Source organism: Paenibacillus sp. OK060 (assembly GCF_900101205.1).
Classification (GTDB): Bacteria; Bacillota; Bacilli; order Paenibacillales; family Paenibacillaceae; genus Paenibacillus; species Paenibacillus marchantiae.
On record NZ_FNFR01000004.1, the window covers coordinates 191085 to 211667 of the forward strand.

Genomic DNA, 20583 nt, shown 5'->3' on the forward strand with positions numbered 1-20583 from the left:
ATCCAAGTGTTTCCAACAGTATTATTTTGTTATAAAAAGTGTTTACTGTTGTATTAAGAGGCTCTGGAGTAACCTCGGTGCGTTTAGGCGTACGGGAGGTTACCCGGAGTTTTTTTGATATGGCTAAACTGAAGCAACAGACTACATCATCATTTCAAATGTGCTACGGATGCAAAATCTTGAATGGTGTACTTCCCGTTTTCATGAATCAATGTGGTGATGGAGCATTCGGGAATCAGTTGACTTTGCATGGCGATAAAATTAGGATGCCAGACGTTAAGTTCAAGCTCTGGGAATGTGTTTACTAGAAAATCCGTAATTAACCCGCCATGAGTAACGATAACGATATGGCTATCTGGTGGCTCTACAGTCGTCAATTCCGCTAGGAAAGAGGCCAGACGTTCGCCAGCCTGCTTAGAGGAATCACCCACGGGTGGGAGGTAGTCTGGTTCAATTGTACATCTGTCCCACATCGCGATGAATTCTTCAAAGGTTTGTTCAGGCAGGTCACCCCAGTTGGCGCGTTCCCGCAGACGCGGGTCTTCCATCACTGTAACGTTTGTTTGGTGAGCAATATGCGCCGCAGTGTCGATCGCTCTTTGAAGTGGGCTTGCAATGATCTTGGTGACAGGTACGTTAGCTAAACGAAGTGCTGTCGACTTAGCTTGTACAACTCCCTCGGATGTGATGGGAACATCACCGATGCGCTTTTCTTTTAATGCATGCCTCACCAGAAAAAATGTAGTTTTCATAGTCTCACTACCTCCTCGTTATAGATTAGATTAGATTAGATAAAATAAAATTGATTAGATTTATAACTAATTATATGTTTATCTAATTTATAATCGCAATGATTTTTCAATTACATGGTGAAATACATCGCCGAGACTTGCTACAATGGAAAAAAGTGAGGATCGTTGCAACAACGGAGGTGCAGGCATTGGAAGCAAAACATTGGACAGGCAGTCTGTTTCAGGAGAAACTGCGCACAGAGGACTATGGACCGCGTTTTTACGCGTATTATTACAAGCAATGGGACAACTACCAGATGTCCTATCACGATCATGATTCCACGGAGATCATGTACATTATTTCGGGAATGTGCCGGGTCGATGTACAGATGCCGGATGGCAGCTCGGAACAGGCAGTGTTAAAAAAAGGGCAGTTCATTCTGCTGGACGCGGGGGTTCCACACCGTCTGCTGGTGAAGGATGGCGTACCGTGCCGCATGCTCAATGTGGAATTTGGAGTTGCCAGATCGGAGCCAGGGCATCCATCCATTCGCCAGCTTGCGCTGGAAGAGGAAGAAGTCCATGCTTTTCTATCCGATGCCTCGCCTTATCTGGTTTTGCCTGACCCCGAAGAGGTGTACCATATTATGAAAAGCCTGGTGCTGGAGCTGGATCAGCGTGGACTGATGGAGCAGGGACGATCTTCTGCACCCATGCGGATCATTCCGCCGGAGGAACGCTCGCATCATCGCGAAGCCCGTGATCTGAAGTCACCTGAGCAAGGTACGCTGGTACGCACGTTGTTTATCCAACTGCTCGTTCGGGTCGCACGACTTCGCGGGGAAATCAACCGAAGTGCGCTGGATCAGACAGAGCTGTACGTAAAACGGACGATTGAATTCATGCATCACAATATGGATCGCAATATTCAAATGAAGGATATCGCGGCAGCGGTGAATCTGCATCCAGGCTATTTGCACCGTATTTTTCGCCAATACACGAAGCGCACGCCTACCGATTATCTCACGATGCTCCGAATGGAAAAGGCGAAGATGCTGCTGCAACAGACCGATATTCCAATCTCCGAAATTTCCGATTACGTGGGCGTGGGGAGCAGACAGTATTTTCATATGTTGTTCAAGAAATATACAGGCCGAACTCCGGTTGAATTCCGTTCCTCGATGGAGCGACATGTCAGTCATTATCCACTGGAATAATAGGGGGAATAGGTACTCTGTTTTTATCTGAGCAGGATAGGCTGAATGATCTTCGGACACAAAAGTGAGGATTTTTGACAGCTACTTCGTGAACTGGTCATGATTTTGATAACGCTTCCTTATGTACCGTTGTTACAATGATTTCATCAGGCAACTTCAATTCAATTGCAAGTGTTACTGAATGAAGTCATTAACCGAAGCCAATCGTTTCGGATTACGGGAGGAACTGTGCATGTCGTTTAAAGTGGCATTTATCGGGGCAGGCAGTATCGGATTTACGCGGGGGTTGCTGCGGGATTTGCTCGCGGTACCGGAATTCAACAATATTGAGATTGCGTTCTGTGATATCAATCAGCACAATCTGGACATGGTCACCGAGCTGTGTCAGCGCGATATCCGCGAGAATGGACTGAATATTCAGATTCAGCCGACAACGGACCGGAGAGAAGCGCTCAAGGACGCGAAGTATGTACTGTGTACAATCCGAGTGGGCGGGTTGGAAGCTTTTGCAACCGATGTGGATATTCCGCTCAAATATGGGGTAGATCAATGTGTCGGCGATACGTTGTGTGCAGGTGGGATTATGTACGGCCAGCGCGGAATTGCTGAGATGCTCGACATCTGTAAGGATATTCGTGAGCAAAGCGCACCGGATGTGCTGCTCCTCAATTATTCCAACCCAATGGCTATGCTGACATGGGCCTGCAACAAGTATGGCGGTGTTCGCACGATTGGATTATGTCACGGGGTACAGCATGGGCATCACCAGATTGCGGAAGCGTTTGGACTGAAAATGAATGAAGTGGATATCGTATGTGCCGGAATTAATCATCAGACCTGGTACATCAAGGCGTCCCATGAAGGTAAAGACCTTACAGGCGATTTGCTCCAAGCCTTCGAGAAACATCCAGAGTATAGTCGTACCGAGAAAGTGCGGATTGATATGTTGCGCCGATTTGGTTATTACAGCACGGAATCGAATGGTCACCTTAGTGAATATGTGCCTTGGTACCGCAAACGTCCGGAAGAGATCAAGGACTGGATTGATCTGGACAGCTGGATTAACGGCGAGACGGGCGGGTATCTGCGTGTGTGTACAGAGGGCAGAAATTGGTTTGAGACTGATTTCCCGAACTGGATGAAGGATGAGCCGATGCAATTTGCCCCGGAAAAACGAGGCGGAGAACATGGTTCCTACATTATAGAAGGATTGGAGACGGGACGCGTATACCGCGGACACTTCAATACCGTCAATAACGGTGTGATCTCCAATCTGCCGGATGATGCGATTATCGAAGCACCGGGATATGTTGACCGTAATGGTATTTCGATGCCACATGTAGGCGACCTGCCACTCGGCCCGGCTGCCGTGTGTAATGTGAGCATTTCCGTACAACGGCTTGCGGTTGAAGCTGCGGTACATGGTGACGACAAACTATTGCGTCAGGCGTTCATGATGGACCCACTCGTAGGTGCAGTATGTAATCCAAAAGAGATCTGGCAAATGGTTGACGAGATGTTGGTCGCCCAAGCCGAATGGTTGCCGCAATATGGTGATGCGATTGCCGCGGCAGAAGCAAGACTTGCTGCAGGCAACCTGATTCCTACGAAGGAATATGAAGGTGCTGCACGTCTCAAAGTGAAAACCGTTGAGGAGATGCAGCAGGATCGCGATGCTGCCAACAAAAATGCGGGTGAATCGGATAAAGGGAAAGATCGTGAGAAAGTGCAGCAATAGATAAAAATGAGTAGGGCCTCTCCAAAATTGGAGGGGCCTTGTTTGGTTCTATTTTTTTTCGACACCACGGATTACAAAGGCAAAAGAGGTATCACCCAAGGAAACCTGCGAATTTTTTGGGGAAGACCAGCCGATAAAGGCTCCATAATAATGAGTACCTTTTTCCTGTGCAAACTGGAATGATCCTTCTCGGAAAGAGATGGGACGTGCCTCCCCGTTCACATATTCAACCAGAGTGAATTCGTTAGGCGGTACATCCGTACTCAAGTTAATAGATATGTTCTCGCCCACCAACACCGAGACAGGTACTTTACCTTCCAGCAATTCCACATCACCTGCATAGTCAGCACACATACCTCCCCAGCAATAACTGCCCTGTACAGCTGGAATAGAGATGCCGCTTTCGCTCTGGATAGTTGGCGTAGGCAGTTCCTGGGGTAAGTTGGGTCCAGATTCCTTAGCGTTCTCCTCTAGTGAACCCAATTCAGCTTCCTTTGTATCTGGCGATGGGAGAGAGGGAGGTTCGTTTGTGCCGTTACTTGGAGTAGGATTACAGCCGGATAATATCAGCAAAGTTGTAAGGAACACGAGTGAAGCCAATGTTCTTATAGTAATGAGAAAATTTATTTTAGCCACCCCCCTAATATCTTCCAGACGAAGAAAAAGAGAAGAATGTTGCTCATTGCGACGCATATGTACCATGCGATACATATTACCTTTACAGACATAGTAATATGTCTTATAGTATACCCAGGATTGAAGAAAGTCGGTGAATCTGGCAGATGGATGAACAAGCGATTAACAGTGACCTCATTCGAGGCAACATTGACCCCATTATTCTGAGTGTACTTATATCGAAGGATAACTACGGCTATAGCATTATTAAGGAAATTTATCGCAAGAGTGGAGAACGGTTTGAATTAAAGGAACCGACACTCTATTCCAGTCTGAAAAGGCTGGAGAAGAGTGGATATGTGGAATCCTACTGGGGGGAAGAGACCCAGGGAGGACGACGCAAATATTACCGGATTACAACGCAGGGGCAGGAAGCTTATACCCAGCAAGTTCACGCTTGGCACGCAGCCAAAACATTGATTGACTGCATGATTATTTCCGGGGAAAAGGGAGATGAAGAGATATGACATTGGAAGATCGCATTACCCGCTATGTGAATCGTCTGTTCAATGATGCGCAGGATACATTGGCCAATCAGGAGTTAAAAGAAGAGATTCACAGTAATCTCGCTGCACGAATTGAAGATTATATGGAGCAGGGTATGGACGAGGAGCAGGGTTTTCAGACTGCCATACAACATGTGGCTGGCATGGAGCAGATCATGAGTAATCATCGCAGGGTGCATCGCGTTCCTTATTGGACTGCGGTGTTGCAGTCTGCCTTGATCTATAGTCTTATCGCCTGGATCATTACCATTCCAATGAGAGTCATGGTCCAGGGCGCAACCATTAACAATTTGCTTATGATCATGAGTGTGATCGTTGGTGGAGCGTATGTATTTTACATGATGAAAAATAAAAATACTTCGACTGATCCAGAGGACACTGCCGTTATTCGTACACCTGTGTTCTTACAATGGACGCGCAGAGTGTGGTGGTTATGGGCAGGGCTCATCGTTGTGTTATGGGGTACACAAGCGGCGCTGCGATTTGGAAGCAACATCTGGTATAGTCGACCGATTCAGGTAGAGGGGCCCTATCAATTTACGGTAATCGCGATTGCCTTTGCCATACCTTTATTAAGTATTATTATCCCTTTGATTGTGCAAAGGGCGTATCGGATCGTGGGCAAGTATGAGGTAGGTGATGTCATATGACGGGAAAGAATAAATGGATTATTGCATTGGTCATGCTCGGTATCTTTGGTGTTATTGTGGTTGAGGGCGTCGTTAATCCGAGAATAGAGGCGAAGCAGTCGCAGTATGAAGCAGAGCAGCAAGATCCGTTGACCCATGATTTTGCGGCATTAGTGAAATATCGCAGTGCTTATATGGGAGACTTCTCTAATCTCAGCCATTTGAATCAAGCCTTGCCTCTAAACGGCCAATTGAATGGGTATCAGTTGGTTCCAGAGACATTTACGGCTCAGATCAATTACAGGATGAATACCAGCGAGATGAAGCCCGAAGAGTTGGAACGAATACTTGTATATAATGCTGCTGCCAATTTTGTATGGATTGATAATTTGGAGCATGTGCTTTATTCATTTGAGGATGTTCAATATACTTTGAGCCGTGAAGCCGCCCAGCAATGGGCCGGAACGGAACTGAAAACCCTTCAGGAACCTGAGGAGTGGGATACATTGGTGCGTAAGAAGCTAGTGGAGCCCGCGCAAGTGAACGAAGCTTTTTCACAAATTGTTGACAATTAAGCTGGTTCAAAGATAAGGAAAAGGTAAGAGGCTCGACTCTTCTCCTATGCTATGTTATTATAAGACTCTGATAACGTGGTAACGAACTAAAGCGTTTGGGTTTGGTTATAGACATGGAGGGGTTAGAGAGATGAGAAAACAAGCGATATTTCTATTATTGATCAGCATATGCATGATTGTTGTTGCGGGATGTTCCAGCTCGGGAAGCAAAGATGAACATGCCATTATTGTGGGGATAGATGATAAATTTGCTCCAATGGGCTTCCGGGATGACAAGAATGAAATTGTTGGTTTTGATATTGACTATGCAAGAGCGGCAGCGGAGAAAATGGGTAAAGAAATTACGTTTCAGCCCATTGATTGGTCTTCCAAAGAATCGGAGCTGAACAGCGGCCGAATCGACCTGATCTGGAACGGGTACACGATTACGGATGAGCGAAAAGATAAAGTGCTGTTCACGAATCCGTATCTGGAGAACAGCCAGGTTGCAGTCACACTCGCGGACTCACCGATTACGAAGCTGGATGAACTGGATGGCAAAAATGTAGGATTGCAGGCGCTGTCCTCTGCGGCAGATGCACTCGCGGCAAGTCCTCTGAAGGATAAAGTGAATGCTTCCGAATTCCCGGACAACGTACTGGCCCTGACCGATCTCAAGACGAAACGTTTGGATGCTGTCATCATCGACGAAGTGGTTGCGAGATATTACATGTCCAAGGAAGAGGGAACGTTCAAACTGCTGGATGAATCCCTTGCTCCGGAACAATACGGCATTGGTGTGAAAAAAGGCAATGAAGAACTACTGAATCAGCTGCAAAAAGCATTGGATGAGCTGAATGCCGATGGCACAGCAGCCGAGATTTCCACCAAATGGTTTGGTGAAGATGAAGTTTTGAAATAGGATCAGGCCACTTGCCTGACATATGTAGTAAACAACATGACCCCGGATTCCAAAAAGGAGCAAGACTCCTGCGGAATGCGGGGTTAACAGATTAGAGGAGCCGATTGCGATGAGCTGGGAGTATTTATTGGGCGTCATGAAGCCCATGCTTGAAGGTGCACAGACCACGATCTTTTTATTTTTGCTGGCCATTATAGTGTCTGTACCACTTGGATTTGGAGTAACCTTATTGATGAAAAGCCGATTCAAGCCGTTGGCATGGATCGCTCATACGTACGTATATGTGATGCGGGGAACGCCGCTGATGCTTCAGCTGTTGTTCTTTTGCTTCGGTCTGCCGCTGCTTCCAGGCGTAGGAGAGTATCTTGTATTTGACCGCTTTACGGCGGCAACGTTGGCTTTTATTTTGAATTATGGTGCGTACTTTGCCGAGATTTTCAGAGGTGGATTGCTCTCGATTGATAAAGGACAACATGAAGCTGCACAGGTACTGGGCCTAAGCAAATGGCAAACGATGACGAAAGTCATCATCCCGCAGATGTTTCGGGTAGCATTACCTGCCACTGCAAATGAATCCATAAGCCTTATTAAAGATACGGCATTGTTGTACGCTGTTGCTGTACCTGAGCTGCTTCATTACGCACAGGCCGCAGTAAACCGGGATTTTAAATTGATGCCGTTTGTTATAGCAGCTATTATGTATTTGCTGATGACCATGGTACTTACCTTGTTCTTCAAGGCACTGGAGAAACGTTATACATTTGAGTAAACGCGCACGGAACAGAAGTATATAAAGTTATCTAATCTCATCAATTAAAGGACTGTCTGCATATGACACATATTATAGAAGTAAATCAATTAAGAAAATCATTCGGTACACTTGATGTGCTGAAGCAGGTATCGTTCAACGTGAAGCCAGGTGAGGTTATTGCCGTAATCGGGCCTTCGGGTTCGGGTAAAAGTACGATGCTGCGCAGCCTGATTCATCTTGAGGATATTTCGGGTGGCACCATTCGTATCCAAGGCCAGGCGCTGGCTGAGAACGGATCGTATGCAGGTGCCGCGGATATTCGAAAGATTACGGATCGCATGGGCATGGTCTTTCAGCATTTCAACCTGTTTCCGCATTTGACGGTACAGGCGAATCTGGAACTGGCACCGAAGACGTTGAAAAAAGAAAGCTCAGCGATCATCCGGCAGCGAAGTCTGGAGTTGCTCGGTAAAGTAGGGCTGTCTGACAAGGCGGATGCTTATCCCGCTAACCTGTCCGGTGGACAGAAACAGCGCGTAGCGATTGCACGCGCACTGATGATGCAACCCGACATTCTGCTGTTCGACGAGCCGACCTCGGCACTCGATCCCGAGCTGACTGGAGAAGTGCTGCGCGTCATCAAGCAGCTGGCACAGGAGAATATGACGATGATGATCGTCACCCATGAGATGAGCTTTGCCCGCGATGTTGCGGATCGCGTCTTCTTCATGGATAACGGCGAAATCGCCGAGGCGGGTCCGCCGGAGCAGATCTTCGGTAATGCCAAGCTGGAGCGCACGCGTACGTTTTTGCAGCGGGTGGAAGTGGAAGGGTAGAGGTTAAGACGAGTTAAGATATGAATGTAAACGGGATCCGAATTCATTGGTTCGACGAAAGTCGACGATGGATCCGGATTTTTTTAATAAAATCGGAATATTTACAAATAATGGAGCATATTTTTCCAGTTAATCAAGTATAATAAGACTACTTATTAAACAGGGAGGATTTACCTTTGGATCAACGTCACAATGATGTGGATCGTTATTATAGCGATCCGCTTCCGCCACCACCTTATGTAGTACCAAAAACCAATAGCAAGTCTATCGCAGCTCTTGTCTTGGGGATTTTGTCGCTAACCATACCTTACTTGGGATTTTTTATTGGTATCGTAGCTATCATATTTGCGTCGCTGGCACTGAAAGAACTTAGAATTCGTATGGAACAGGGGAAAGGTTTGGCCATTGCGGGTCTCGTCTGTGGAATTATTGGGACGGCCCTCTATGCTATTCTCATTATACTTGTACTGCTATTTACTTTTATGGTAAGTACCAATGTTACTTCTACATACTAAGTGTTTGAGCAGTTTCCTACCTCTTTTTCTCATGATCAAAAAAAGCAAGGCCGTGTATAAGCAAACACCCGCTGTTGTTGTGGCGAGGGTGTTGCTTACAACATGCCTTGCTTTTTATTTTCCATTTTTTATACGTGAAGCACTGCCTCACTATTTACTTCTTCTACCTCATTCGTGCGATGCATCATGAAATAGGTAAAGGTAGCTGCCAGACCAATCACCGCAAAGATGCACAGAATTCCGATCTGATCCCATGCCACATTAAACTGTCCACTCGAAATAACAGCTTTATACCCGGTTACCGAATAGGTCATCGGCAGCCATGGATTGAAACCTTTCAGCCAATTCGGAATGAGCTCCAACGGGAACGTACCTGCACTGGTGGTCAATTGGAAGATTAACATGAGGATCGCCAGGAAGCGGCCGGGATTCTCCAACCAAGTAACCAGAGCCTGAATGATATACATGAAGGTCAGGCTGGTAACGAAACTGAATAAAAGGAACAAAGGCACGCTTTGAACTTCCAGACCCAAGCCGGACAAGACAAGCCAGGAAGCGAGTAGGGATTGCACGGCACTCATGATCGTGAAAGCCAGCGTTCTGCTCACAAAACGATTCCAGCTGCTCGCATCGGCAACCGAGCTGCCGCGTGTGGGTACAACCAGCGTTGCAATCAATGCCCCGACAAACAGCCCCAATGATAGGAAGTATGGCGAGAATCCTGTTCCATAGTTGGGCACCTCATTATGTTTATGTTCATCCACCTGAACGGGCTCTGCATACATCGTTACAAGTTCATCCGTCTTTTTCACACTGCCCGTTTGATCGGCGGCATCATTCAGTTTGGTGGCAAGCTCACCAGAGCCATCGCTCAATTTGGCGGTACCTTCTTTTAAATCTCCTGCGCCGTTATCCAGCTTGCGGGAACCATCGGCAATGGTGGTGATTCCGTCTGAAAGTTGGTTCAACCCATCAACCAGTTTCCCTGCACCTGCGTTTAATTGACTAGAACCCTCTGAAAGTTTGGCTCCGCCAGCGGCAGCTTCAGACAACTTGGAGTTGAACTGCTGGAGGCCAGTCCCAAGCTGTACCTGTCCAGCGGATAATTGCGATGCTCCTTCTAGAAGCCGCTGCTCACCCTGCACTAACTGGCTGCTGCCTTGGTGCAGCTGCTGTTGAGCAGCTTGCAGGTTTTGGCTGCCTTCGAGCAATTGCTGTCCACCTTGATATACCTGTTCGCTACCAGCGGCAACAGCCTGGCTTGCTGCCAGAAGTTGCTGTACAGCTGGGTTAGCAGCTAACTCTGGACTAGCTTCAGCTAATTGGGCAAGACCTTGCGCAACGGCCTTGGCACCTTCACTTACTTTGCCACTGCCTCCGACTGAAGCCTGCAATCCAGCGGTCAGTTTGGCACTGCCCTCCTCAGTTGCTGCCAGTCCAGCATCCAATTTTGCGACTCCTTCCTGAGCAGATTGAATCCCAACCTGTAACTTTTTGCCGCCAGCTTCAGCCTGTGCTGCTCCGTCACCAAGCTTCGTACCTGCTGCCGCCAATTGGGACAAACCATTGGAAAGGGAGCTGGCTCCTGTATGAAGCTCATCAATACCCTGAGCTAAGGTGTTCGTGCCTTCTTTTAACGGGATAATGCCTGTTTCTAGTTTGTTGGTTCCATCGGCCAGTTTGGATAGGTTCTCTTTCAGCTTGGAGGCACCTTCATCCAGCTTAACCGCACCCTCGTTGATCTGACCTGCGCCGTCTCCGGCATCTGCCAAACCGCTAGAGATTTTCTCTACCTGATCCAGCAGGGTTTCCGTATATGATTCCGTCACTTTCGCAGAGACTTTGGATTTAATCTGTTTGACCGCTGTCCCGCCAATCTGACCCGCAAGGAAGTTGTATCCTTCATTGGGTTCATAGATCAGCTCTGCCGGTTGTGGATGGTCATCCATCAGAGTGGTTGCTTTCTCGGAAAAATCCTCCGGAATAACAATCGTCATGTAATATGTGTTGTCTTCCATGCCTTGCTCGGCTTCTTCTCGGGTCACAAATTGCCAGTTGAAGTCATCACTTTTTTTCAATTCATCGACCAGATTCTGTCCGACTTCCAGCGATTTGTCATTGTAGGTTGCCCCCTGATCCGTGTTGACCACGGCAACAGGCAGTTCATTCATTTTGCCGTAAGGGTCCCAGAACGCATTGAGGAACAGACCGCTATACAGTACCGGAATGAACAGCACCACGAGAATCGGAATAAATACTTTTGGTTTCTTGAAGGCGGATTTCAAATCCTGCCCAAATACAGTGAATGATTTCATCATGTTCTCTCCCCATCATTACGCTACTCGGTTGCTATATCTATCTCTAATCGATAAAGGATTCATATTCACATCTTTCTTTATGTAGGGGATAGTCCACTTTTGAGAAAGAGGCCCACGAAATCCTTGATCTGATCCTTATGCAGCGAAGGATGCGCTTTGTTCCAATCGGAAGTTAAGGTAACATACAGCTTCAGCAGGACAAAAGAGACCAGTCTGGGATCGTCTTCACGAATCTGCTCTAGTTCCATGGCGCGCTGAACTTGGCGTTCCAAATATTCGAGAATCGCGGTCTCTACTTTCTGCAAACCTTCTTTCGCCTGAGGCGTGCCGAACTCGTTCACCTCCTGAAACAGCTTGATTAACAGCTCATGTTCCTCTCTATACTCCAGCAAAGCGTCCATGCTCTGGTGTACGTTCTCAAGAAATGGTTTGTCGTCCTGCACAGTTTGCTCTGTAATCCGCTTCATATCAGTAATAATCGAGTGGAGGATCTCTCCGAACAGTTCTTCCTTGTTCTCGAAAAAAGTATAGATCGTACCTTTGCCCACATTAGCCAGTCTTGCAACTTGCTCCATTGTAGTGGCTTTGTATCCAAACAACGCGAACGATTTCTCAGCAGAATCAATGACCTGCTGCCTTCGATCGATGGTTTTCATGGCAGCTAACACCTCCTAATCATATGCAATGATAAAAGATAACTTAAAGTTGACTGGATTACTTATTCGGTCAATTGGTCGTAAACAAATGTACCATTGAATGGGGAGGGAGGAAGTGATGTTTATCATAATGTTGGATAAAAGCTTTTGAGGGGGATTAAGTGAAGCTAGTATGTATTCAGACAGGTGCTAACGAAAAAAAACGAGTTTTTGATAAGTAAGACTTTTTTTGTTTCAGAGAAGGATAAGATCTAGGGGGAAATGCCGATAACTGAAATGCATCTTATTTTAAACTATGTTATCAGCTAAATGGTTAAGAATCACAGATGAAGAATCGATAGATGAAGTTAAATATTATGCAGAGATCTCTAAAATTAATTTGATGGTATTAAATTTATTGGAAGGCAAAACAGAGGTTTTAGATGAATATGTATCATTTATTCTGCAAAGTAAGGAAGAGTTGATTACTGGGCTCTTAACGCTACTTGAAGCAAACCGATTAAGTGGGTTACCAATAAAAGAATATGAAAGTTTATTTGAAGAAAATATACAGATCATTGACTGGAAGAACATTTCAGATACTGATGCCTCATATTATCTAAAATTCTGCTATGAACTGGCGATGTATTACGGAAGGAGTGGGAGAAACACCCAAGCAGTAAGAGTATTATTAAACTGTACTGTAAGTCATACGTAGTTGAAATATCATGTTTGTCTAGGTTGAATAAGGTTTTTAAATAGAATAAATAACGTGGTTGAGTTACACTTGGATTTGTAGGTTTTGACGATAAAAAATGACTTTTATTGATTAGAGATTAACTTCCAAATTGCCTTTTGAAATTGCATAGATTTAGTTTTATGTATGACTCATAGCGCAAGGATAACGCTTGTCGATTTTCACAATGAAGGCCGCGTATTAACTCATTATCTGTTCGCCCTCCATACGGAGAGCGAGCAGAAGGTCTTATAACAGTTAAAAGAAAATTTCATAAACCAATAACTACTTCACAGATGGCCGAGCTGTCTGTGTTTTTTGACATGATATCGGGTGGAGCAACGTTTACTACAGAAGCGTTGCAGCCCGTTTTTGGAATGATCCATAAATATTTCCTCGCAAGGTGCAGAAGCACACGCTTTAAGGCGTGATCTACCGTATTCGGTTAATTCCATCCCTAATACCAATGAGCAGATGGAAAGCAGTGAATCGCTCAACGAATATCCTTTTCCTTCCGGTTGATCATATACAAACAAGAATTGCCCATCCGTAGTTGTAGATATGCTGGATTGGATTGGGGCACGTAAGAGATGTGTGTTTAGGAAAAGAGAGAGTTCTTCGTCCGTTGCCGTTCGAATAAGATCACGAAACGTATCGCGATAAGAATGTACAGCTATTAAATCTTTCGAGGCAGGTAACTTGCTTGAAAGCAACCCATGTTTACTCAGAAGTTCTGTGAGTAGAGCCACGCTACCGATTCTTTCGGGTTCTTCGTAAAAGGGATCATAGGTGTTGATTAGTTCAAATGTGAAAGAAAACCATGTTTCGTTGTAAGACTTCATATTAGTTTGACTCCTTACATTTTTCATTATATAGTAATGCTTAAATTATGTTTTAGTACTTACATAAAGTCAAGTGAGGAGATAGAAATCGGTGAACAAAACCATTCAAATGATACATGCACCTACGAATCTGGGGCTCCGCAAACATCCAGATGGACGTGAAAGAGGATGTGACAAGCTTCCAGATACACTTGAGCAGTTGGGCTTGCATTCAGCTATTGATGCGAAAGTTACTCAACGAATATCCAAGCCTGAGCATCCTATCGAAGAAGTTTTCGATGAAGGAACATTAAATGGCCGACAAGTGGCTACTTACTCCGTTAATTTAGCTAATGTGGTCCAAAAGGTAATAGAAGATGACGATTTTTCATTGGTATTGGGTGGGGATTGCAGTGTCCTGGTGGGGAGCGCTCTTGCCCTCTCGCGGAAGGGGACATATGGATTAATTCATATCGATGCTCATCCGGATTATTATCATCAGGGGAACAGAAAACAGGCTGTTGTTGGCGGAATGGATCTGGCAATCGTTACTGGAACGGGGACAAAGTTTCTTACCAATTTAGAGGGACGAGCTCCTTATATTCAACCAAAACACGTTCTTTCGATAGGTTACCGAGAATCTGATCCTGAACAGGACATTATAGAGGAAGCCACAATAGCTGGTATTTCTTTTTGCAGTGCGGAACAGATCAGGCGGGAGGGGCTAGAGAAGACGACAACGTTAATACAGAACTATATGAACCGAACCAATGAAGTTGAAGGTTATTGGCTTCATCTGGATGCAGATGTGCTGGATGCTTCGATTATGCCTTGTGTGGATTGCCCGGAATCCAATGGTCTTACCTGGCATGAACTGGAGCACATACTCCAGACGATTTTGGCTTCCAATCTAATTATAGGGATGACGGTAGCTATTTTGGACCCCGATTTAGACTTTACTCAAGAGGTTTCTCGAAAATTTTGCAATCTGCTTATTAAAGTGCTGCAAGGCAAAGAGTAAGCCCATCCGAAATATTAGTTATTAGCCCTCTCACCATCATCCCCACCTAAAGAAAACACAAGTGAACGAAAAGACAGTCCATTGTTGCTCTCTCACAGGAACGCTAAGATGAAGTTGTTGAAGCGTTTACATTATATGGTGAAGGGAGCTTAACTCGGATGCCAGAAATTACGATCAGGCTGTATGAAGGCAGGACGGATGAGCAAAAGCAGGAGATCGTGGAGGTGTTCACACGCGAGCTATCTCGTATTATCGACCGTGAGCCGGATTACATTTCCGTTGAATTCAATGAAATCCCATGGGATGAGAACGTTCCTGATAATTTGAAAGCCATGCAATCACAGAAGCAAGGAGGGGAGAAGACGTGAAGCCGGCGGATATTGCGCCGCCAAGCCGGGGAACAGCCAGACTTAACTCGTCTGGTCTGGGCACTCGGCTCGGAGATGCGGGACGTTATCTGTGGCGATACCGGATACTATATCTGCTCTCCGTACCGGGCATTTTGTATTTTTTCCTTTTCAAATATGTGCCTCTGTTCGGCTCGATCATTGCTTTTCAGAACTACAACATTTTCAAAGGCATTACCGGAAGTGATTGGGTAGGCCTGGAGCATTTCCAGAAGATGTTCAGCCATTATGACTTTTTACGAATTCTCAACAACACACTTCTGCTCGGACTATATGATCTGGTGATTGCATTCCCGGTTCCGATCTTACTGGCCATTCTGCTGAATGAAGTACGCATGATTGTGTTTAAGCGTTTGCTGCAAACGATTGTTTACATGCCTCACTTTCTGTCCTGGGTCGTCATTAGTGGTATCTTCATGGGTATTTTCTCGATGGATGCCGGGGTGGTGAACAAGGCACTTGGATTTCTGGGCATGCAGCCGATCTACTTTCTTGGAGAAGACTCGTACATTCGTTCCATTCTGATCGGTTCTGGGATCTGGCGCGACTCCGGTTACGGAACGATTATTTTCCTGGCTGCCATTGCGGGAATTAATCCCGATCTGTATGAGGCGGCAGAGGTGGATGGAGCCGGACGTTTGAAGCAAATATGGTCGATTACCCTGCCATCCTTACTGCCGACGATTATGATCCTGCTACTGCTGCACATCGGGAAGTTCCTCGATCTGGGCTTTGAGCGTGTGTTTGTATTCCTGAATCCGCTCAATCTGGAATCTGGAGAAATTCTCGATACGTATATCTACAAAGCCGGCCTGCTCTCACAGCAATACAGCTATACAACGGCCATCGGATTGTTCAAGTCGGTCGTGGGTTTGATGCTTGTTCTACTCGGTAATTTCTTCAGCAAAAAAACAACCGGCGAAAGCCTGTATTAGGAGGCGAGATAGATGCGTACCCCCAGTGTCCGTTACCGTATATTCCGCATTGGAAATCTCGTTTTTCTTACGCTGCTCTCGTTGACGATGATTCTGCCTTTCATTAATGTGCTGGCTCAATCTCTTAGCAGCTCGGAAGCGATCATGGGCGGAAAGGTCAGCTTCTGGCCAGTTGCTTTTACCTGGATCAATTATGAATATGTATTCGGCGATGCTTCGTTCTGGCGGGCATTTGCGGTATCGGTTGGGGTGACGTTGTTCGGGACGCTGGTCAATCTCGCTGCAACGGCATCGTTGGCGTATCCCGTTTCCCGTCCAGAGTACAAGGGGCGCTCCCTGGTTGTCATGTTTGTCCTAGTGACCGTTGTGTTCTCGGCGCCGCTCATTCCGAACTTCATCTTGATGAAGGAACTACATCTGGTCAACAACCCGCTGGTTCTGATTGTGCCAGGAGCGATTAATGCCTTTAACTTTTTCGTCATGCGCTCGTTCTTCGCACAGCTACCGGGTGAACTGATCGACGCTGCCCGTATTGATGGCTGTGGGGAATTCGGCATCATCTGGCGTATCGTCATTCCATTGTCCAAACCGGCCATGGCATCACTCGGCATTTTCTATGCGGTGGGCCACTGGAACGCCTATTCCACCGCGCTTTATTATCTGAATGATCCGGCCTGGTGGCCGATCCAGGTAACACTCAAGAAGCTGTTTGAGAGTGACGATATTTCCGTCGATCCAGGTTCTGCCGTCTACAGTACCCTTGCACATACATCGCCGGAAGGCATCAAAATGGCAACCATCATCATCGCCACCCTGCCGATTATTATCATTTACCCTTTCCTGCAAAAGCATTTTGTAAAAGGAATCATGGTCGGCTCCGTCAAATCTTAAGTACAAGAAGCATACAGATCTGACGGAAACGGGGGAATGGCGATGTTCAGAATCTTGATTACAGACGATGAACCGATGATTCGGATGGGTCTGGCGAAGATGATCAAGCAAGCGGGACTGTTCGACTGTGAGATACGTCAGGCAGCGCATGGGGAAGAGGCCCTTCAGGTGGTAGAGGCCTTTCGGCCACACATCCTGTTTACGGATATCCGCATGCCGACGATGGATGGTATTGAGCTGTGCCGACGTTTATCCGAGCAAGGAAGTACGATGCGCATTATTGTGGTTTCCGGTTATTCGGACTTTGAATATGCAAGAGCTTGTATGGATTATGGAGTAAAGCGATATCTGCTAAAGCCTGTGGGACGACAGGAGCTTCATGAACTGCTGCTCAAATTGCTGGCAACCGAAGAAGATAAACCTACGGTTTCCCTTGTACCCGTGAGGGAGCTGAATGATTGGGCGATGCGTCTGGAAGATGCCATATGGGAGCTGAGACAATCAGATGTCACGGAGCTGCTCGCAGCATGGTCTGGTCGTTACCCGTCATATTCCTTGATGCCTGAGCAGACAGCGGAGCTTTTTCAGGAATTGCTGGAATTGATTGTGGCCCGCATGAACGCACGTGGCAACGGAACGATGAGTACATCCTGCGAGATAAATGAAAGCGCTTCCTCTAAAGAATGCTTTGAGGCGCTGGGCAACGAGATCCACACGTTAATGAAGACGATCAAGGAAAAGCGCAGTGGCAAGCGCAAGCATCCAGTGGAAGAAGCAAAAGCCTATCTAGAGAAGCACTTGCGCCGCGAAGTGTCACTGGACGAGATTGCCGCCACGCTGGGCCTTAACCCGTCCTACTTTAGTCAACTATTTAAGCAGACGACAGGGCAGACCTTTATCCAATACCGGATACGCAGCAAAATGGAACTGGCCAAACGCATGCTGGAACAGCCGGGCAACCGGATTACGGATATATCCTACGAAGTGGGGTATGCGGATCATCCCCATTTTACGAAGACATTTAAGAAAATTACCGGACTGACCCCGTCCGAATATCGTAGCAAGTTGGGCATTGAATGATGAAGCGCAGCCTGTCCATCCGTCTGTTCTTTCATTTTGCCGTCGTGATTACGTTGTCACTGTCCGCCATCGGCCTGTTCACCTATACCTATGCCTCGACTGAAATGAACGACCAGCTTGCGGACAACATCGCCCAAACGATGCGCAATACGGCGTACCAGACCGATCTGTATTTGCAAAATTATGATCGTGCGACCTACTCCATTCTCTCGAACGGAAGTGTGAAGCATTTCCTCGATATGAATTCGGAGGACAGTTATGCCTATTACGAGTACAGCCGTCAGATTAAGACGAACGTGTTCCCGCCTGTTTTTATGTTATACCCACAGATCAAGTTCCTGTATGTTATCGGGGATAACGGGCGTGTTGTGATTGATGACAACCAGAATTCAGCTGGCATACCGGATATCGACGCGGCACAGCAATATAAGGAGTTGCTGGCTGCAACCCCTGCAAATGGAGAATCGACGTTGCTTACCCGCAGTATTCGCAGTGGACAGAGTGCCAATGTGATTACGATCGCTCGCCGGATTAGAGGGGTATCCTCCTATACGCCAAACGGAGTACTGGCGATGGAAGTAAATGTGCTGGAGCTTGACAAAATATGGGGAGAACTCGACCTCGGTCAAGGTGGGTATCAGTATGTGATGGATCAGAACGGAACTGTAATCTACACACCCGGGGACGAAGAGGCGCAGACAGCGATGCCGTCCAACACTGTGAACAGGCTTATGCACATGGAGGCAGGATCACTGGAACAGAACACGGATGGCACCAAACGGCTGCTCATATCGGAGCTTTCTGCATATTCGGGTTGGCGTTTTGTCGCTTCCGTGCCGCTGTCGGAGCTGCAAAGACCGATTGCAACGATCCGTTCAGCCACATTATGGGTTGGTGCAGGGACCTTGCTCGCCGCGCTTGTCGTGGCCTACCGGATCGGAGCATCTCAAGTGGAACCTATTCGTGTGCTGATGAACGGAATGAGACAGACGGAGAAGGGAATCTGGAACAAGGTGGAGATGAAGGAAAGGCGCGATGAAATTGGTGTGCTGATCCGCAGCTATAATCTGATGGTCAGCCGCTTGTCGGACATGATTGAGAGTGTATACGAGTCGGAGCTGCGCCGCCAGAAGTCGGAAATCGAGCTTCAGCAGGAGGCGCTGGAACGGCACCGTGCGGAATTTCAGGCGCTTCAGTTGCAGATCAATCCGCATTTTCTCTACAACACCCTGGAAACGATCAAATGTTATGCCGTCGTACAGGACTCCGAAGAAATTGCACAGATGGTGGAATCCATGGCTCATATGCTCCGTTATTCCATTCAGACCAATCTGGAGGAAATTACGGTTGCTAATGAGTTGAAGCATGTGCTGGCCTACCTTTCCATCATGAAACATCGCATGGATCGAGAGCTTGAAGTTGAGGTTATCATTGCGCCGGATCTGTTGTTGGAAAAAATGGTTCGACTCACCCTTCAGCCACTGGTGGAAAATGTGTTACAACACGCATTTCCGCGAGGCATGGAGCCCGGTCACTTTATCCGTATCGATGCTCGGCGCCTGGAAGATCGCTTTCTTGTCATCGTCCAGGATAACGGCATGGGCATGAGCGAGGAACGCCTAGAGAAGCTGCGTGACCGTCTGGAATTGAATCGTCTGGCAGGCGAAGATTCCGATGATGTCTACCATCGTGGGGGTATCGGACTCATGAATGTCCATCGGCGGATTCAGCTTGTATTTGGAGAAATGTATGGCTTGATGATTGAGAGTGAGCGAGGCTTGGGAACGACCATTACGATGGCGCTTCCCGCAGATCAGCATAGCAAACGGATTTAATTGAACCTATAACAGGGAGGAAGATCAAAATGAATATTAACTTGCAGAACAAAATTGCGCTGGTTACCGGCTCCAGCGGAGGAATTGGTGCTGCCATTGCTGGGGCATTGGCTCGTTGCGGAGCAAAGGTGGCTGTGAATGGCCTGCATAATATGGAGCGGGCGGAGGAGGTCGTGGCCGCCATCCGGGATGCTGGAGGTGAAGCAGCTGCATTCCAGGCAGATGTGACCGATACGAATGCCATAGAATCAATGGTTGGGGAGATTACGCTCCGCTTTGGCGGTCCGATTGATCTGTTGATTAATAATGCAGGGCATCTGGTGGAACGAAGCCCCATTGAAACGATGAGCGAGGAGCTTTACAGCCGAATTATGGATGTCAATCTGAAGAGCGCCGTATTTGTCTCCAAAGCGGTCATTCCTGGTATGAAAGCGGCTGGAGGCGGCCGAATTATCAATCTGACCTCGGTAGCGGCTCATAACGGGGGCGGTCCGGGTGCAGCTATTTACGCAGCCTCCAAGGCGGCTGTCATTGCGTTAACCAAAGGACTTGCCAAAGAACTGTCTCCTGGCGGGATTACAGTTAATGCCCTATCACCGGGCTTCATCGGGCAAACGGCATTCCACGCAACGTTCACCTCGGCGGAAGGTCGATCTTCTGCGGTAAGCAGCATCCCGCTTGGACGGGAAGGGACTCCCGATGATGTCGCAGGAGCGGCGCTATACCTGTGTTCCGAGCTGGGTTCTTTTATAACCGGAGAAACGATTGAAATCAATGGCGGAATGTACATGCGTTGATGCTACACCATTACGATAAGGAGGGGACGATAC

The 20583-nt window shown here is 47.1% G+C and carries 22 protein-coding genes; 17 read left to right on the forward strand and 5 right to left on the reverse strand.

Translation table 11 applies throughout. The features are described from left to right. Window positions 1-149: 149 nt before the first annotated feature. Window positions 150-752, reverse strand: coding sequence for a histidine phosphatase family protein (locus tag BLS14_RS16050; protein WP_090952880.1), 603 nt, complete (start codon window positions 750-752; stop codon window positions 150-152). A gap of 188 nt (window positions 753-940) precedes the next feature. On the opposite strand from BLS14_RS16050, the gene BLS14_RS16055 reads away from it, so the two are divergent. After that, window positions 941-1948 (forward strand): AraC family transcriptional regulator, encoded by a 1008-nt coding sequence (locus BLS14_RS16055; RefSeq protein WP_256336506.1) that lies wholly within the window; start codon window positions 941-943, stop codon window positions 1946-1948. 232 nt (window positions 1949-2180) lie between these two features. Continuing rightward, complete coding sequence (locus tag BLS14_RS16060) at window positions 2181-3686, forward strand: alpha-glucosidase/alpha-galactosidase (protein ID WP_090952884.1); 1506 nt, start codon at window positions 2181-2183, stop codon at window positions 3684-3686. A 48-nt stretch (window positions 3687-3734) separates the two neighbouring features. Here the strand turns inward: BLS14_RS16060 and BLS14_RS16065 are convergent, their stop codons facing one another. Beyond that, window positions 3735-4322 carry a hypothetical protein gene (locus tag BLS14_RS16065; RefSeq protein WP_143021550.1) on the reverse strand — a complete coding sequence of 196 codons (588 nt, stop codon included), beginning with the start codon at window positions 4320-4322 and terminating at the stop codon, window positions 3735-3737. A gap of 146 nt (window positions 4323-4468) precedes the next feature. On the opposite strand from BLS14_RS16065, the gene BLS14_RS16070 reads away from it, so the two are divergent. The 7 genes from BLS14_RS16070 (at window position 4469) to BLS14_RS16100 (ending at window position 9074) form a co-directional block, all read left to right on the forward strand. Next, the gene (locus tag BLS14_RS16070) at window positions 4469-4828 is read left to right on the forward strand and encodes a PadR family transcriptional regulator (protein ID WP_090952886.1); all 360 of its coding nucleotides are present in this window, start codon (window positions 4469-4471) and stop codon (window positions 4826-4828) included. Then, window positions 4825-5517 (forward strand): permease prefix domain 1-containing protein, encoded by a 693-nt coding sequence (locus BLS14_RS16075; RefSeq protein ID WP_090952888.1) that lies wholly within the window; start codon window positions 4825-4827, stop codon window positions 5515-5517. The genes BLS14_RS16070 and BLS14_RS16075 overlap by 4 nt, the downstream gene beginning before the upstream one ends. Next, window positions 5514-6071: a DUF4825 domain-containing protein gene (locus tag BLS14_RS16080; protein WP_090952890.1), complete on the forward strand. Its 558-nt coding sequence runs from the start codon at window positions 5514-5516 to the stop codon at window positions 6069-6071. The genes BLS14_RS16075 and BLS14_RS16080 overlap by 4 nt, the downstream gene beginning before the upstream one ends. Window positions 6072-6201: 130 nt before the next feature. Beyond that, window positions 6202-6972, forward strand: coding sequence for an amino acid ABC transporter substrate-binding protein (locus BLS14_RS16085; protein WP_090952892.1), 771 nt, complete (start codon window positions 6202-6204; stop codon window positions 6970-6972). Between the two features lie 109 nt (window positions 6973-7081). Continuing rightward, entirely contained in the window at window positions 7082-7741 is a 660-nt protein-coding gene (locus tag BLS14_RS16090; protein WP_090952893.1) for an amino acid ABC transporter permease, read from the forward strand. A gap of 62 nt (window positions 7742-7803) precedes the next feature. After that, on the forward strand, window positions 7804-8559 hold the full coding sequence (locus BLS14_RS16095) for an amino acid ABC transporter ATP-binding protein (protein ID WP_090952895.1): 756 nt from the start codon (window positions 7804-7806) through the stop codon (window positions 8557-8559). 176 nt (window positions 8560-8735) lie between these two features. Then, a complete protein-coding gene (locus BLS14_RS16100; RefSeq protein ID WP_090952897.1) occupies window positions 8736-9074 on the forward strand; it encodes a DUF4190 domain-containing protein in 339 nt (112 codons plus the stop codon). Between the two features lie 128 nt (window positions 9075-9202). Here BLS14_RS16100 and BLS14_RS16105 read toward each other — a convergent pair whose 3' ends face one another. Next, a complete protein-coding gene (locus tag BLS14_RS16105; RefSeq protein WP_090952899.1) occupies window positions 9203-11389 on the reverse strand; it encodes a YhgE/Pip domain-containing protein in 2187 nt (728 codons plus the stop codon). Window positions 11390-11469: 80 nt separating this feature from the next. Then, a complete protein-coding gene (locus tag BLS14_RS16110) occupies window positions 11470-12048 on the reverse strand; it encodes a TetR/AcrR family transcriptional regulator (protein ID WP_063567826.1) in 579 nt (192 codons plus the stop codon). 295 nt (window positions 12049-12343) lie between these two features. Here BLS14_RS16110 and BLS14_RS16115 point away from each other — a divergent pair, with 295 nt between their 5' ends. Continuing rightward, window positions 12344-12745, forward strand: coding sequence for a hypothetical protein (locus BLS14_RS16115; RefSeq protein ID WP_072735144.1), 402 nt, complete (start codon window positions 12344-12346; stop codon window positions 12743-12745). Window positions 12746-13053: 308 nt separating this feature from the next. Here BLS14_RS16115 and BLS14_RS16120 read toward each other — a convergent pair whose 3' ends face one another. After that, entirely contained in the window at window positions 13054-13605 is a 552-nt protein-coding gene (locus tag BLS14_RS16120) for a CGNR zinc finger domain-containing protein (RefSeq protein WP_176854548.1), read from the reverse strand. A 91-nt stretch (window positions 13606-13696) separates the two neighbouring features. On the opposite strand from BLS14_RS16120, the gene BLS14_RS16125 reads away from it, so the two are divergent. The 7 genes from BLS14_RS16125 to BLS14_RS16155 all read left to right on the forward strand — a co-directional run bounded on the left by BLS14_RS16125 (window position 13697) and on the right by BLS14_RS16155 (window position 20550). Next, window positions 13697-14605 (forward strand): arginase family protein, encoded by a 909-nt coding sequence (locus BLS14_RS16125; RefSeq protein WP_090952903.1) that lies wholly within the window; start codon window positions 13697-13699, stop codon window positions 14603-14605. Window positions 14606-14763: 158 nt separating this feature from the next. Continuing rightward, window positions 14764-14973, forward strand: coding sequence for a tautomerase family protein (locus BLS14_RS16130; RefSeq protein ID WP_063567830.1), 210 nt, complete (start codon window positions 14764-14766; stop codon window positions 14971-14973). A gap of 56 nt (window positions 14974-15029) precedes the next feature. Beyond that, window positions 15030-15947: an ABC transporter permease gene (locus BLS14_RS16135; protein WP_063567852.1), complete on the forward strand. Its 918-nt coding sequence runs from the start codon at window positions 15030-15032 to the stop codon at window positions 15945-15947. 12 nt (window positions 15948-15959) lie between these two features. Continuing rightward, a complete protein-coding gene (locus BLS14_RS16140) occupies window positions 15960-16838 on the forward strand; it encodes a carbohydrate ABC transporter permease (RefSeq protein WP_063567831.1) in 879 nt (292 codons plus the stop codon). Window positions 16839-16880: 42 nt separating this feature from the next. Then, window positions 16881-17918 (forward strand): response regulator transcription factor, encoded by a 1038-nt coding sequence (locus BLS14_RS16145; RefSeq protein WP_090952907.1) that lies wholly within the window; start codon window positions 16881-16883, stop codon window positions 17916-17918. Next, window positions 17915-19753, forward strand: a complete 1839-nt coding sequence (locus BLS14_RS16150) for a cache domain-containing sensor histidine kinase (protein WP_090952909.1) — start codon at window positions 17915-17917, stop codon at window positions 19751-19753. The genes BLS14_RS16145 and BLS14_RS16150 overlap by 4 nt, the downstream gene beginning before the upstream one ends. 29 nt (window positions 19754-19782) lie before the next feature. Then, window positions 19783-20550, forward strand: coding sequence for an SDR family NAD(P)-dependent oxidoreductase (locus BLS14_RS16155; RefSeq protein ID WP_090952910.1), 768 nt, complete (start codon window positions 19783-19785; stop codon window positions 20548-20550). The last annotated feature ends 33 nt before the right edge of the window (window positions 20551-20583 follow it).

What these genes read in the sequence shown, in the direction of transcription:
- BLS14_RS16050 (WP_090952880.1), bottom strand. Translation starts at nt 752, where the DNA reads ATGAAAACTACATTTTTTCTGGTGAGGCATGCATTAAAAGAAAAGCGC.
- BLS14_RS16060 (WP_090952884.1), top strand. Translation starts at nt 2,181, where the DNA reads ATGTCGTTTAAAGTGGCATTTATCGGGGCAGGCAGTATCGGATTTACG.
- BLS14_RS16070 (WP_090952886.1), top strand. Translation starts at nt 4,469, where the DNA reads ATGGATGAACAAGCGATTAACAGTGACCTCATTCGAGGCAACATTGAC.
- BLS14_RS16075 (WP_090952888.1), top strand. Translation starts at nt 4,825, where the DNA reads ATGACATTGGAAGATCGCATTACCCGCTATGTGAATCGTCTGTTCAAT.
- BLS14_RS16080 (WP_090952890.1), top strand. Translation starts at nt 5,514, where the DNA reads ATGACGGGAAAGAATAAATGGATTATTGCATTGGTCATGCTCGGTATC.
- BLS14_RS16085 (WP_090952892.1), top strand. Translation starts at nt 6,202, where the DNA reads ATGAGAAAACAAGCGATATTTCTATTATTGATCAGCATATGCATGATT.
- BLS14_RS16090 (WP_090952893.1), top strand. Translation starts at nt 7,082, where the DNA reads ATGAGCTGGGAGTATTTATTGGGCGTCATGAAGCCCATGCTTGAAGGT.
- BLS14_RS16095 (WP_090952895.1), top strand. Translation starts at nt 7,804, where the DNA reads ATGACACATATTATAGAAGTAAATCAATTAAGAAAATCATTCGGTACA.
- BLS14_RS16105 (WP_090952899.1), bottom strand. Translation starts at nt 11,389, where the DNA reads ATGAAATCATTCACTGTATTTGGGCAGGATTTGAAATCCGCCTTCAAG.
- BLS14_RS16110 (WP_063567826.1), bottom strand. Translation starts at nt 12,048, where the DNA reads ATGAAAACCATCGATCGAAGGCAGCAGGTCATTGATTCTGCTGAGAAA.
- BLS14_RS16115 (WP_072735144.1), top strand. Translation starts at nt 12,344, where the DNA reads ATGTTATCAGCTAAATGGTTAAGAATCACAGATGAAGAATCGATAGAT.
- BLS14_RS16120 (WP_176854548.1), bottom strand. Translation starts at nt 13,605, where the DNA reads ATGAAGTCTTACAACGAAACATGGTTTTCTTTCACATTTGAACTAATC.
- BLS14_RS16130 (WP_063567830.1), top strand. Translation starts at nt 14,764, where the DNA reads ATGCCAGAAATTACGATCAGGCTGTATGAAGGCAGGACGGATGAGCAA.
- BLS14_RS16140 (WP_063567831.1), top strand. Translation starts at nt 15,960, where the DNA reads ATGCGTACCCCCAGTGTCCGTTACCGTATATTCCGCATTGGAAATCTC.
- BLS14_RS16145 (WP_090952907.1), top strand. Translation starts at nt 16,881, where the DNA reads ATGTTCAGAATCTTGATTACAGACGATGAACCGATGATTCGGATGGGT.
- BLS14_RS16150 (WP_090952909.1), top strand. Translation starts at nt 17,915, where the DNA reads ATGATGAAGCGCAGCCTGTCCATCCGTCTGTTCTTTCATTTTGCCGTC.
- BLS14_RS16155 (WP_090952910.1), top strand. Translation starts at nt 19,783, where the DNA reads ATGAATATTAACTTGCAGAACAAAATTGCGCTGGTTACCGGCTCCAGC.